Here is an 11,906-nt window from a genome sequence, read left to right as displayed (position 1 = left end):
GCACCGGCACGTGCGCCCGCTGCGGCACGCGCCCCGTTGCGGGCCGTCGTCGAGCCGCGCACCGAATTCAACTACGCCGAGCTGCACAACCAGGGCGACTCCGCCGAGAAACGCAGCGCGCTGTTCCACCGCTTCGAGCTGCGCGGCGCGGTCACGCAGCCGCTCACGCGCGCCCATGTGCTGGTCGAGCTGAACTGCGGCATCGAGCGGGCGCGCTACGAGGCCGAGATCGAGCTGACGCAGGAGCGCACCAGCCTCGGCGCGCGCGTCAAGATGCCGCTGACCGCGCGGCTGATGCGCTCGGTCTCCGAGGCGGTCGTCAGCAGCCTGTTCGTGCAGGTGATGGTCGGCGGGCGGGTGATCCACAAGGACACCTACGCGATGCGGCTGATGCCGGTCGACCAGTGGCTCGACAACAGCACCAGCGGCGTCTGGCTGCCGTCGTTCGTGCTGCCGCGCGACCCGGCGGTCGAGCGCGCGATCACGCTCGCGCAGCGCTACGTGCGGGTGATCCGCGACGACCCGAGCGCCGGCTTCGAGGGCTACCAGTCCTCGTCGTCCGGCGACCCGGCCAGCCTCGAGAACGTCGACCTGCAGGTCGAGGCGATCTGGTCGGCGCTGCTGCACGAATGGGACCTCGGCTACATCAACCCGCCGCCCACCTACAACCGCGCGCTCGATTCGCAGCGCCTGCGCACGCCGAGCGCGGTGCGCGCGGCGCGCATGGGCACCTGCATCGACCTGACGCTGCTGTTCGCTGCCTGCCTGGAGCTGGTCGACATCCACCCGGTGGTGTTCCTGCTCGACGGCCATGCGCTGCCCGGCTACTGGCGCCACCGCGACTACCAGTTCGCCTACCGCGAGGTGATCAACCCGGGCGATGCGATGCCGCCGAGCGACGAGCACCGCACCGGCTCGCCGGGCGCGCAGACGCGGCCGTGGCGGGCCGGCCGCGCCAGCTACCGCGAGGTGTGGGGGCTGATCCGCGACGGCAAGCTCGCGCCGCTCGAGAGCGTGCGGTTGACCGAGCACTGCGGCTTCCGCGAGGCGCGCGAGGCCGGCGTGCAGGCGCTCAGCGAGCCGCGCGATTTCGATTCGATCCTCGACATCGCGATCGCGCGCGAGCACCAGGTCACGCCGCTGCCGATCGTGGCGCCGGCCGCGCTGGCCCTCGGGGAGCCGGCATGAACGCCGTCGTCACGACCGGCGATCCGCTGCCCTTCAGCGCCGACCCCTGGGTGGCCGCCGACGCGAGGCTCGGGCTGCGCGAGCCGGCGCCGTCGCAGGCCGTGGCGCTGCCGATCTCGATGCGGCGCCGCCGCGGTTTCACGCCGTCGATGGCCGACCCGCGCGCGAGCGTCAGCCTGCGTGACGACGACGGCGTGCTGCGCTGGAACTACGAGCCGCCGGCCGCCCAGGTGCTGCGCGGCCGCTCGCGGCGCGCCGGCTGGTTCGGCTTCGGCGACGTGCTGCAGCGCTTCGAGTACGACGACATCGGGCCGAACCGGATCACGCAATCGCTGGTCGCGCTGGATGCGAAGCTCACGCCGCACCAGGGCCTGCGCCAATGGGTGGGCGGCGCGCTGGTGCCGGCACCGGCCCCGCAGCTCGACGGCGCGCAGCCCTCGCTGCTGCTGGTGCACGGCACCTTCAGCAACGGCGACATGTGGTTCGACCAGCTCCGCGCGACACCGGCCGGGCTGGCCTTGCTCGCGCAGTGGCAGCAGGCCTACGGCGAGCGCATCTTCGCGTTCGACCACCCGACGCTGTCGGTCGCGCCGTGGCTGAACGCGCTCGACCTGCAGCGCGCGCTGCGCGGCATCGCCGGCCCGATCGACATCGTGTGCCACAGCCGCGGCGGGCTGGTCGCGTCGTGGCTGCTGCGGCTGGCACCGGTGCGGGTGCGCCAGGCGGTGTTCGTCGGTTCGCCGCTGGGCGGCACCAGCCTCGCGTCGCCGTACCGCTTGCGCGCGGCGCTCGACATGCTGGCCAACATCGCGAACGCGCTGTCGCTGGCTGGGCAGGCGGCGAGCACGGTGTTCCCGCTGGCCGCCGGTGCCGCCGGGCTGGCCAAGGTGCTGGGGAAGACGCTGCAGCTCGGCTCGGCGCTGCCGCTGGCCGACGCCGCCGTCGTGCTGGTGCCGGGGCTCGCGAGCCAGCAGCGCACCACCGACAACGCCGAGACGCGTGCGCTGTTCGCCGATCGGTGGCTGGTGCAGCCGACGTTCGCGGTGGTGTCGGCCGATTTCGAGCCGAACCTCGACGAGCCGGCGTGGAAGTTCTGGACGCGTTTCCGCAACCCCGGCCTGCAGCTCGCGGCCCTCGGTGCCGACATCGTGTTCCCGGGCGCGAACGACCTGGTCGTCGACACCGAGTCGATGAGCTTCTTCGGCGAGCCGGCGCAGGGCAAGCCGCAGGTGTTGTCGCTCGGCAAGACGGCGACGACCTTCCACACGAACTACTTCAGCGATGCGGCGGTGCTGAAGTTCATCGCCGGGCTGTCGCCGGCAGGCTGACGCGACGGATCCAGGCAGCCCAGGCCGACCAGGGTCGCCTCCATCGCCTGGTCCAGCGGCGTGTGCGGTTCGTGGCCCAGCACCGCCAGCAAGCGGTCGTTGGCCATCTGCACCGGCCGCTGCCACAGGTAGCGCATCTCCATCATTTCGTGCAGCGTCGTGACGAAGGGCGCCATCAGGCGCAGCAGCCACCACGGCGTGCGCGTGATGCGCGGGCTCTGCCCGGTGCGGCGCGCGATGACGCGCTGCACCGACTCGGCGATCTGCCGGCCGGTGGCATCCCAGTGGCCGGCCATGTGGAAGCGCTCGAATGCGCCGAGCGCATCGCGCCGGTCCAGCAGTTCGACCATCGTGCGCGCCACGTCCGGCAGGTAGGCCCATTGGTGGCCGACGCCCTCGTCGGCCGGGGTCGCGATCGAGGTCACCGGCTTTCCGGGCTTCAGCATGCCCTGCGCGAGCCAGTTGTTGCCCGACTTCGGCCCGAAGAAGTCGCCGGCCCGCACGATCAGCACGCGCGCACCCTGGCGGCTCGCGGCCTCCAGCCGGGCCTCCATCTGCACGCGGATCGCGCCCTTGCGGGTCTGCGGGTGCTGCGGCGATTCTTCGCGCAGCAGCGGGAACGCATCCGGCCCGAAGTTGTAGACCGTGCCCGGCAGCACGATGGTGGCGCGCTGCGCGACGGCTGCGGCGATCGTGTTGTCGACCATCGGCAGCACCACCTCGGCCCAGCCGCGGTAGCCCGGCGGGTTGACCGCATGCACGATCACCTGGCAGCCCTCGGCCGCCTGCATCACGTCGGCGCGCTGCATCGCGTCGCCGCGCAGCCAGGTGATGCCGTCGCGTTGCTGCATCGCCTCGGTGGCGCCGCGCTGCAGTGCGCGCACCGTCCAGCCTGCGTCGCGCAGCTGGCGCGCGACCTCGCCGCCGATGCCGCCGGTGGCGCCCAGCACCAGGGCTGTCTTGTCGCTGCTGCGGGTGTTGCCGTTATTCATGTCGATCTCCAGGTGGGTGGTGGGTATGGAATGAATTCTGGCGATGGAGGCGTTCAGATGGAATTGCCGAACATCGGCGTGAGGCTATACATTTATGAATGACTTCAACCATCGGCTGGGAGCTCTACCGGACCTTCCTCGGCGTGCTCGACGAAGGCTCGTTGTCCGGCGCGGCCCGGGGGCTCGGCATCACGCAGCCGACCGTCGGCCGCCACGTCGCGGCGCTCGAGCAGGCGCTCGGGGTCGTGCTGTTCACCCGCTCGCAGACCGGCCTGCTGCCGACCGAGGCGGCGCAGTCGCTGCGGCCCTATGCCGAGGCGATGCAGAGCACCGCGGCGGCGCTGGAGCGCGCGGCCGGCGGCCAGGGAGGCGACGGCATCGTCAAGGGCACGGTGCGCATCAGCTGCAGCGACGTCATCGGCGTCGAGGTGCTGCCGACCATCCTGGCCGAGCTCCACGAGGCGCATCCGCAGCTGAAGATCGAGCTGGTGCTGACCGACAAGCTGCAAGACCTGCTGCGCCGCGAGGCCGACATCGCGGTGCGCATGGTGCAGCCGAAGCAGGAGCAGCTGATCGCGCGCCACGTCGGCAGCATCGAGCTGGGCCTGCATGCGCACCGCGAGTACCTCGAACGCCGCGGCACGCCGCGCCGGCCCGAGGATCTCGCCGGCCACGCGACGATCGGCTACGACCAGCCGTCGGCGTGGCTGCGGCAGGCCGAGAAGGCGCTGCACGGCATGCGGCGCGAGACCTTCACGCTGCGCAGCGACAGCAACCTGGCGCAGCTGGCGCTGATCCGCGCCGGTGCCGGCATCGGCATGTGCCAGGTGCCGCTGGCGCGGCGCGACGGCAGCCTGGTGCGGCTGCTGCCGAAGCTGATCGCGCTGCCGTTGCCGACCTGGGTCACGATGCACGAGGACCTGCGCGGCAGCCCGCGCTGCCGGGCGGCCTTCGATGCGCTGGTGGCGGGGTTGCTCGCGTACGTCGGGGCGCAAAGGCAATGACAAGCCAAACCGCGCGATGATGCGGGTCTACCCTGACCTTGACCCGTCGCCGTGACCTCGACCGCGCTCCCCCGTCCTGCAGCCCCCTGGCCCCGTGCCGCCCTGCGGCGCCTGCTCGCGCTGTGGCCGACCAAGCTGGTGGGCATCACCGCCGGCATCTCGCTGTTCTTCGTGCTGTATTTCTGGGCCGCGCGCTCGCCTCAGGCCGCGGTGACGGTGATGCCGGTGCTGGCGGTGGACCGCTGGTTCACGCTGCGCGAGGGGCTGCTGCCGGTGTATGCGTCGCTGTGGGTCTACGTGTCGCTCGCGCCGGCGTTTTCGAAGGATGGCGGCGAGCTGCTGCGCTACGTGCTGCGGGCCGCGCTGATGAGCGCGATCGGCTTCGCGTTCTACCTGTTCTACCCGAGCGCGGTGCCGGATTTCGGTGTCGACTGGTCGCAGTACGGCAGCCTGCAGTTCCTGCGCGCGGGCGATGCGTCGCGCAACGCGTTCCCGTCCTTGCATGTGTCGTTCGCGGTGCTGACCTGCCACCTGCTGGCGCGGCATCTGCGCGAGCTTGAGGTGCCCGTCGCGCTGCGGTGGGTGAACCTGGCCTGGTGCGTGGGCATCGCCTATTCGACGATCGCGATCCGACAGCATGTCGTGGTCGACGTGCTCGGCGGGCTGGTGCTCGGCGTGCTGGTGGCGGCGCTGCCGCTGCGCGAGCCGGCACGCTGATTGCCCCGACACGGTCCGCAGGAACCAAGGAGCACGCCATGCTGCAGGATGTCCGCATCGTCACCGCCTCGATCGCCGTGCCCTGGCAGGTCGTCTACGAGTTCGCGCACCAGCCCTCGCTGCTGCCGCAATGGGCCTCGGGCCTGGCGGCCGGCATCGTCGAAGAGGACGGGCGCTGGTTCGGCGAATCGCCGATGGGCCGGGTGCAGATCGAGATGGCGCCCGACAACCCGTACGGCGTGCTGGACCATGACGTCACGCTGCCCGACGGCACGGTGTTCAGCAACCCGATGCGCGCGGTGGCCAACGGCGACGGCTGCGAGCTGACGTTCACGCTGTTCCGTGCGGCGGGGGCCGACAGTGCGAGCTTCGAGAAGGACTGCGCACAGGTCACGGGCGACCTGCAGACGCTGAAGCGGTTGTTGGAGAGCGCCGCGCACCGTTGACGCGGCGCGCGGCCGGCCGGCTCAGTCCTCGCCGGCGGCGATCCGCTTGACCACGAGCCGCAGCTGCTTGCGCCCGTCGGCATTCGTTTCCCGCCAGGCCTTCAGCGCGAGCTGGAGGAATTGAAGCTCGGCGGGCGTCAGCCCCTGCGGCTCGTGCGCTTCGTCGAGCCAACCGGCGGGTTGGGCTCGCGCCGCCTCGATCTGCCGCGCGAGCTTGTCGCCGATCGGCCGGCTGCTCTTGACCTGGCTCCACATGCTGGGGCTGATCTGCAGCGCCTGCGCGAACAGCTGCTCCATGCCCTTCGGGGCGATGCCGTCGCGCATCTGCGCTTCGGCGAAGCGCTGGAACAGCGTGAGGACGTTCTGTCGGCGCAGCAGGGTGATGTTGTCGGGCACGGCGGGCGGGAAATCAGGCGACAGGAAAGGGGCGGCAGGCAGGAGCGGGATTGTCGCACCGGGGTGAAGAGTCTTTACGGCCGCGGGGGTGGGGAGCTGGGGTACGCCGGGTGCAAATGTCAGCGTTGTTTTGCCAGGCTTCTGACTCAAGACTGCGGGCCTCGCGACGCAACGTCGCCCACGCCGCAGGCCTTCGATGCAGACATCACCAGACACACTTAGCCGACTTCTCGCCCAGCCTTCAGTTGTCATGCCCAATTTGGGCATAATCGTACCCATTATGGGTACAGAGAAAGGCGATGCATCCACGCGAGTCAGTCTGGCGGATGCATTGTTTGGCGGCATCCAGCAACGCGTGCTGGGGCTGCTGTTCGGCCAGCCCGAACGCAGCTTCTACGCCAGCGAAATCATCGCGAGGGTGAATGGGGGCTCGGGCGCGGTGCAGCGAGAACTTGCGCGACTGGCGCAGAGCGAGTTGGTGACGGTCGAGGTCATCGGCAACCAGAAGCACTACCAAGCCAATCCGGCCTCGCCGATCCATGGCGAGTTGTGCTCCATCGCATGGAAGACCGTGGGCATGGCGGAACCATTGCGAGCGGCTCTTGCGCCGCACGCGGATCGGATCCGGGCCGCCTTCGTCTACGGCTCCGTGGCGAAGCGCCGGGACACCGCCAGCAGCGACATCGACCTGATGCTGATCGCTGAAGAGCTGACCTACGGCGAGCTGTTCCTCAGCCTCGACGCGCTCAGCGAACGCCTGGGTCGTGTCGTCAGTCCGACGATCTACACACTCGAGGATCTTCGACAGCGTGTCGGGCTGGGCGAGGCCTTCATCACCCGGGTGCTGCAGCAACCCAAGATCTGGCTGATCGGCGGTGAGCATGAGCTCGGCCTTTGAGAATCTCACCGGTCCCGGCAAACCCTTGCGCAAGGAGCCTCCCGATGCGCGCGAGATCGAAGGGCTGATCCGCACAGCGCACAGGAAGCTGGCAGACGCCCGGCACCCGGAACTCTCCGCCGAAGGGCGCTTCGATCTGGCTTACCACGCCGCGCATTCGCTCTGCTTGTGCGCCTTGCGTTGGCACGGGTATCGGTGCACCAACCGCTACGTCGTCTTCCAGCTTTTGCCTCAGACGCTGGGTCTCGGTCCGGATGTCTGGCGCGTGCTCGCCAGGTGCCATGACATTCGCAACAAGAGCGAGTACGAGGGCAGCTTCACGCCGGATGATGGATTGCTCGCCGAATTGATGAAGGCCTGTGACACCCTGATCGCCAAGCTGAAGACGATGCCACCGATCCCCGAAGCCTGATTCACACCAACGGCAGCATCACCACCTTCCGATACGCCTCGCGCTTCGACAGCGCATCGAACCAGCGCTGCACCTGCGGCAGCTCGTCGCGCTCGATCGGCAGCGTCATCCAGCGCCAGACCGCGCAGCCGAGCGCGATGTCGCCCATCGTGAAGCGTTCGCCGCCGACGAACGCGCGGCCTTCGAGGTGGGCGTCGAGGATGTGCATCGCCTCCAGCGTCTCGCTCCGCGCGGCTTCGACCAGGTTGTCGTCGCGCTCGTGCTCGGGCGTGCGCAGGAACGCTCGGAAGATCGGCACCATCGCCGGCCACAGCGTCGAGTTCGACCAGTCGATCCAGCGGTCGACCTCGGCGCGCGCCACGACATCGTCGGGCCACAGGCTGCCGGCCGCATGCTTGGCCGCCAGGTAGCGCAGCACGGTGCCGGATTCCCACACGACGAAGCCGTCGTCGTCGATCGTCGGCACCAGGCCGTTCGGGTTCAGGCGCCGGAACTCGGCGGTGTTGACGACGCCGTAGTGCCGGCCGGCGTCGATGCGCTCGTAGGGCAGTGCGAGTTCCTCGCAGCACCACAGCACCTTCTGCACGTTGATCGAATCGGCATTGCCCCAGATCTTCAGCATTCGCGGTCCCGGCAGTCGTTGATGCGGGGCGAGTCTAGGTCAGGCCTCACGCACGTGCAGCCAGCGCCAGGAGCAACCCCACGGCACCCGCGCACAGCACGACCCGGACCACGCCCTGCTTGTAGCGGATCAGCGCGACCGCGGCCGCGATGCCGATCGCGAGACTCGGCAGGTCGGGCATGCCGTGCACACCCTGCGGCCACAGCACGTGCAGCGCGAAGAACAAGGCCAGGTTGGCGATCACGCCGACCACCGCTGCGGTGATGGCGCTGAGCGGCGCGGTGAAGGCCGGCTGCCCGTGCGTCGATTCGATGAACGGGCCGCCCAGCAGGATGAAGCAGAACGACGGCAGGAAGGTGAAGAAGGTGACCACCATCGCCGCCACCGCGCCGGCCCCGAACAGCGCGTCGCTGCCGAACAGGGCCTGCGTCCAGCCGCCGACGAAGCCGATGAACGCGACCACCATGATCAGCGGTCCGGGCGTGGTCTCGCCCAGGGCCAGCCCGTCGATCATCTGCGCGGCCGTCAGCCAGTGGTGCTGCTCGACCGCGCCCTGGAACACGTAGGGCAGCACCGCGTACGCGCCGCCGAAGGTCAGCAGCGCCGCCTTCGTGAAGAACCAGCCCATCTGCGTCAGCGTGCCGTGCCAGCCGAACGCGAGCGTGAGCCCAAGCATCGCGGCCAGCCACAGCGCGAGGCAGGCGGCCAGCACGCGCACGAACGATGCGGTGCGCCAGCGGGCATGGGCCGGTGTCGGCGTGCCGTCGTCGATGAGGGCAGGCGGGTGTGCGCCCGCTTGAGCTGCATGCCCGCCACCGACGCTGAACATCGCCGGCACGATGCGCCCGCCGACGGCACCGGCCAACCCGGCCGCGACGATCACCACCGGAAACGGCAGATTCAGTGCGAACAAGGCCAGGAACGCCGCGACCGCGATGGCCCACAGCGCCGGGTTGCGCAGCGTGCGCGAGCCGATGCGCCAGGCCGCGGCCACGACGATCGCCGTCACCGCCGGCTTGATGCCGTGGAAGACGCCCGCCACCGCGGGCAGGTTGCCGAATGCCAGGTACACCCACGACAGCGCGATCAGGATCGCGAGCGACGGCAGCACGAACAGCGCACCGGCGACGATGCCGCCGAGCCGCCCATGCATCAGCCAGCCGATGTAGGTGGCGAGCTGCTGCGCCTCCGGGCCGGGCAGCAGCATGCAGTAATTCAGCGCGTGCAGGAAGCGGCCTTCGGAGATCCAGCGCCTCCGCACGACCAGCTCTTCGTGCATCACCGCGATCTGCCCGGCCGGCCCGCCGAAGCTGATGAAGCCGAGCTTCAGCCACCAGCGTGCGGACTCGGCCAGAGAGGGAAAGGCGGCCAGCGGCGCAGGATCGTCGTCGGAATGCATCGTGACCCGCATCGTACTGGCCCGCGGCTACCATCCGCGCTCCGCGAGGAGATCGGCCGCGAGGCCGCACATCAACAACGAAGAGGAGTGAACATGTCTGACAGGAATCCGTACGCGCCCCCGTCCTCCAATCCTGAGGCGCCAGCGGTCGCGCGGGCGCCGAGAGCCTTCATCTTTCTGCTCGGCGCCTACCTTCTGCTGAGTGCCGCATCTGCCGTTTTTGGCCGGAGCATCTTCAGCGCCATCTTCCTTGTCATCGTTGGCATTGCGGCCTGGCGAACCGTGCAAGGCGGCCAGGCGGCGTCCCGCTACCTGGGTGGGCTGCTCATCCTGGGTGTCATCGTCTCCGTGCGTGCGGTGGCGTCGATGTGGACGTCCAATCCCCCCGGCGCCAAGGTCAGCGCGGCGGTTGCCGTCTACCAGTCGATCCTGGTCGGCTACATCTTCCTCAGCCCCGGCATGCGTGCGCTCTATACGAAGGCGGAGCGCGCCAAGTGGACTGAACGCTAGCCACAAGGAAAAAGGCCCGGCATCGCAGCGCGACACCGGGCCCTGGCAGGCGCAAGCCTTGTCTTACCAGCCCGAGTTGCCGGTCCCGCGGATGAAGAAGCTGCTCGGCGCGGTGTCCTGCTTCAGGCCGCCCAGCGCCGGGTTCGTCACGACCACGCCGTCGAAGTTCACCGCACCGCGGCCACCGTTGTCGATGACCTCGATGCCGTACTTGCCCGGGTTGGTGATCCGGATGTTCTTCAGCTTCACGTTGCTGAACTTCGCGTTGTCGGCGTCGCGCAGCAGGTCCGGGTGGAACTTCTCGCCCGGCGGCACGAAGGCCGAGCCGAAGCCGCGGAACTCGATGCCGGAGTAGGTCGGGTCGATGATGTCGACGTTCTCCACCAGGATGTTGTTCACGTCGCCTTCGCGCATGTAGAACTTCAGCGCACCGTGCTGCCACGGGGTGGCCGTGTTCTCGAGGAACATCGGGCCGCCCGCACGGATCAGCGAGATGTTGCTGAAGGTCGTGGTCGCCGGGCCGAACGGGTAGGAGCTGAACTCGTTGTCGATCAGGATGCCCGGGTAGGTCAGCACGTCTTCGCAGACGCTGTCCTTGAACACGTTGTTCGCACCGCCATACGCCGCGAAGCAGTTGGCGCGCCACGGCATCTGCACCGTGTTGTTGCGGAACACGTTGTTGACGCCCTGGCCCTGGTCGGGCGCGTTCTTGCCTTCCGGGCTGATGAAGTTCTCACCCAGCTGGTAGGTCTTGTCCTTGACCCAGTCGGTCCACTTGATCGACCACACCACCAGCGCGTCGTCGCCGGTGTTGCGCAGGTGGCAGTTCTCGACCACCGAGTTCGACGTGCCGTTGTCCAGGTTGATCCCGTCCGCATAGGTGTTGCGGATGCGGCAGTTGCGGATCGTCAGGTTCTGCGTCGCCTGCGTCTGGTACGGGGGATCGTTGCCGACCCAGATCGCACCGACCACGTGCTCGATCCAGACGTTCTCGATCAGGCTGTTGGCGCCCATCGGGCCGGCGAAGGCCTTCTGCACGCCTTCGGATTCCTCGGCACGGGCCTTGGATTCGCCGAGGATCGAGAAATCGCCGAACACGCATTTCGCGCTGGCGCCGTAGCAGAAGAACAGCGACTTCGGACCCTTCAGGTTCGTGTACCACATGCCCGCCCCGCGCACCTCGATGCCCGGGTTGTCGAGCCCGACGTTGCCGCCGGAGATCTTCTGCAGCAGGTAGTCGCCCGGCGGGAACCACAGCTTGCTGGTCGAGCGCATCGCACGCAGCACGTCGTCGGCGTGGTCCTTGCCGTCGTTCGGCTGGATGCCGAACTGCGTCACCGACGTGAAACCCGCCGGCATCGTCAGCGCGGTGGGCACCGGCTCGATGTCGACCAGGTCGATCACGTAGAAGGCCGCGGTGTCCTGCGCGTCGCGGCGCAGCATCACCGTCGCGCCGGCCGGGATGCTGTCGGCCAGCAGCGTGCGCACCTCGTCGAAGAAGGTGTGCGGCTGGCCGGCCGGCTTCTCGACGATCGGGTCGCCGATCAGCCCGCCCTGGTACGACCAGCTGTAGCGCGAGGTCAGCGGCAGCGTCTTCACGCGCACGCCGTTCACGTACAGGCCGAGTGTACTGTCGATGCCGCCGCCGCCGGGGGCGTCGGGAATCGAGTAGCGCACGACGACGCCGTTGCCGGCCTTCGTGGTCTTGAACGACACGTAGTCGCCGGTCTGGTTCAGGCGCACCGCCTTGCGGCCGATGGCCTCCGCCTCGATGTGGTTCGCGTCCCACTTCTGGCGGCTCGGGCCGAGGATCTGCGCGTTGGTGCTGCCGTCTTCAGCTTGGTACTCGACCCAGGGCACGTTGGCGCCGCGGCCGGGGACCGGAGCGGGTGCCGGAGCAGGCGCGGGGGCCGGTGCCGGGGCCGGGGCGGGAGCAGGCGCCGGAGCTGGGGCCGGCGCGGGCGCCGGAGCAGGTGCCGGGCTCGGTGCGGGTG

At 69.3% G+C, this 11,906-nt stretch carries 13 protein-coding genes; 8 read left to right on the top strand and 5 right to left on the bottom strand.

Annotation, left to right across the window (positions count from 1 at the left end):
• A partial coding sequence (locus ACXJLU_RS31020) for a hypothetical protein (protein WP_457337614.1) occupies nt 1-1,188 on the top strand: 1,188 nt, incomplete at its 5' end.
• Entirely contained in the window at nt 1,185-2,516 is a 1,332-nt protein-coding gene (locus ACXJLU_RS31015) for an esterase/lipase family protein (protein WP_457337613.1), read from the top strand. The genes ACXJLU_RS31020 and ACXJLU_RS31015, both read left to right, overlap by 4 nt.
• On the opposite strand, the gene ACXJLU_RS31010 is transcribed toward ACXJLU_RS31015, so the two are convergent.
• Nucleotides 2,459-3,508 carry an NAD-dependent epimerase/dehydratase family protein gene (locus ACXJLU_RS31010; RefSeq protein ID WP_457337612.1) on the bottom strand — a complete coding sequence of 350 codons (1,050 nt, stop codon included), beginning with the start codon at nt 3,506-3,508 and terminating at the stop codon, nt 2,459-2,461. The two genes, ACXJLU_RS31015 and ACXJLU_RS31010, sit on opposite strands and share 58 nt — an antisense overlap.
• Nucleotides 3,509-3,606: 98 nt before the next feature.
• Here ACXJLU_RS31010 and ACXJLU_RS31005 point away from each other — a divergent pair, with 98 nt between their 5' ends.
• The 3 genes from ACXJLU_RS31005 to ACXJLU_RS30995 are packed head-to-tail and all read left to right on the top strand — an operon-like array spanning nt 3,607 to nt 5,675.
• Nucleotides 3,607-4,512: a LysR family transcriptional regulator gene (locus ACXJLU_RS31005; protein WP_457337611.1), complete on the top strand. Its 906-nt coding sequence runs from the start codon at nt 3,607-3,609 to the stop codon at nt 4,510-4,512.
• 51 nt (nt 4,513-4,563) lie between these two features.
• Nucleotides 4,564-5,229: a phosphatase PAP2 family protein gene (locus tag ACXJLU_RS31000; RefSeq protein WP_235002623.1), complete on the top strand. Its 666-nt coding sequence runs from the start codon at nt 4,564-4,566 to the stop codon at nt 5,227-5,229.
• 38 nt (nt 5,230-5,267) lie between these two features.
• Complete coding sequence (locus tag ACXJLU_RS30995; protein WP_457337610.1) at nt 5,268-5,675, top strand: SRPBCC family protein; 408 nt, start codon at nt 5,268-5,270, stop codon at nt 5,673-5,675.
• Nucleotides 5,676-5,696: 21 nt separating this feature from the next.
• On the opposite strand, the gene ACXJLU_RS30990 is transcribed toward ACXJLU_RS30995, so the two are convergent.
• A complete protein-coding gene (locus tag ACXJLU_RS30990; RefSeq protein WP_457337609.1) occupies nt 5,697-6,071 on the bottom strand; it encodes a hypothetical protein in 375 nt (124 codons plus the stop codon).
• 250 nt (nt 6,072-6,321) lie between these two features.
• On the opposite strand from ACXJLU_RS30990, the gene ACXJLU_RS30985 reads away from it, so the two are divergent.
• Together ACXJLU_RS30985 and ACXJLU_RS30980 are read left to right on the top strand one after the other, a co-directional pair.
• Nucleotides 6,322-6,969 (top strand): transcriptional regulator, encoded by a 648-nt coding sequence (locus tag ACXJLU_RS30985; protein WP_457337608.1) that lies wholly within the window; start codon nt 6,322-6,324, stop codon nt 6,967-6,969.
• Nucleotides 6,953-7,381: a hypothetical protein gene (locus tag ACXJLU_RS30980; RefSeq protein WP_457337607.1), complete on the top strand. Its 429-nt coding sequence runs from the start codon at nt 6,953-6,955 to the stop codon at nt 7,379-7,381. Before ACXJLU_RS30985 ends, ACXJLU_RS30980 begins: the two co-directional genes overlap by 17 nt.
• Nucleotide 7,382: 1 nt before the next feature.
• Here ACXJLU_RS30980 and ACXJLU_RS30975 read toward each other — a convergent pair whose 3' ends face one another.
• Nucleotides 7,383-8,003, bottom strand: coding sequence for a glutathione S-transferase family protein (locus ACXJLU_RS30975; protein WP_457337606.1), 621 nt, complete (start codon nt 8,001-8,003; stop codon nt 7,383-7,385).
• A gap of 46 nt (nt 8,004-8,049) precedes the next feature.
• Nucleotides 8,050-9,402, bottom strand: coding sequence for a chromate efflux transporter (gene chrA / locus ACXJLU_RS30970; protein ID WP_457337605.1), 1,353 nt, complete (start codon nt 9,400-9,402; stop codon nt 8,050-8,052).
• Between the two features lie 93 nt (nt 9,403-9,495).
• Here chrA and ACXJLU_RS30965 point away from each other — a divergent pair, with 93 nt between their 5' ends.
• Nucleotides 9,496-9,912 carry a hypothetical protein gene (locus ACXJLU_RS30965; protein ID WP_457337604.1) on the top strand — a complete coding sequence of 139 codons (417 nt, stop codon included), beginning with the start codon at nt 9,496-9,498 and terminating at the stop codon, nt 9,910-9,912.
• A gap of 63 nt (nt 9,913-9,975) precedes the next feature.
• Here ACXJLU_RS30965 and ACXJLU_RS30960 read toward each other — a convergent pair.
• Nucleotides 9,976-11,906 (bottom strand): right-handed parallel beta-helix repeat-containing protein (locus tag ACXJLU_RS30960; protein ID WP_457337603.1); only part of this gene is annotated, 1,931 nt, incomplete at its 5' end.

This window comes from Rhizobacter sp. P5_C2 (genome assembly GCF_054049715.1).
Note: the sequence above shows the minus strand (reverse complement) of the source record. Positions and strands in the feature narration are given on the sequence as shown.